Source organism: Zobellella taiwanensis (genome assembly GCF_003012795.1).
In the GTDB taxonomy this organism is placed as follows: domain Bacteria; phylum Pseudomonadota; class Gammaproteobacteria; order Enterobacterales; family Aeromonadaceae; genus Oceanimonas; species Oceanimonas taiwanensis.
Genome location: NZ_PXYH01000054.1, coordinates 1 through 702 on the forward strand (window position 1 = coordinate 1; position 702 = coordinate 702).

The following is a 702-nucleotide window of genomic DNA, read 5'->3' on the forward strand; positions in this document are numbered from 1 at the left end:
AGTTGCCCATAGGGGTGCAGTCGTTTGAAAAAATCCGTACCGGTGATTATTACTATGTGGACAAAACGCCCTATATCCACCGGTTGATCGAGCAGGCCGGCTACTATTTTCTCTCCCGCCCGCGCCGGTTTGGCAAAAGCCTGCTGCTCGATACCCTGCATCAGCTGTTCGAGGCGAAAGAGCCGCTGTTCCGCGGCCTGTTTATTCACGATAAATGGGACTGGTCCCGCCCCCGGCCGGTGATCCGCCTGGGCTTTGGCAGTGGGGTGATGGGCAGCCGGAAGGAGCTGGATAATCACATCCGCTATTTGCTGCGCATCAACCGGGAACGGTTGGGGTTGGCCGATGGGCCGGCGGAAGATATTTCCGCCGAGTTTGCCGAGCTTATCCGCCGTACCCATGAGCAATATGGCGAGCGGGTGGCGGTGCTGATCGACGAATACGACAAGCCGATACTGGACAATATCACCAACGCCCCCGTCGCCACCGAGCTGCGCGAGGGGCTGAAAAACCTGTATTCGGTGTTGAAGGATGCCGACCCGCATTTGTGTTTTTGCCTGCTGACCGGGGTGTCCAAGTTCAGCAAGGTGAGTTTGTTTTCGGGGCTGAATAACCTGCGGGATATTACCCTATCCAGGCAGTATTCGGCCATTTGCGGCTATACCGAGCAGGATGTAGATACGGTGTTCGCCCCCGAGCTGG

Annotated in this window: 1 protein-coding gene; it reads left to right on the forward strand. The window is 57.1% G+C overall.

From position 1 onward, the window contains the following. Positions 1 to 702 (forward strand): ATP-binding protein (locus tag C7I36_RS16880; RefSeq protein WP_181256432.1); only part of this gene is annotated, 702 nt, incomplete at both ends.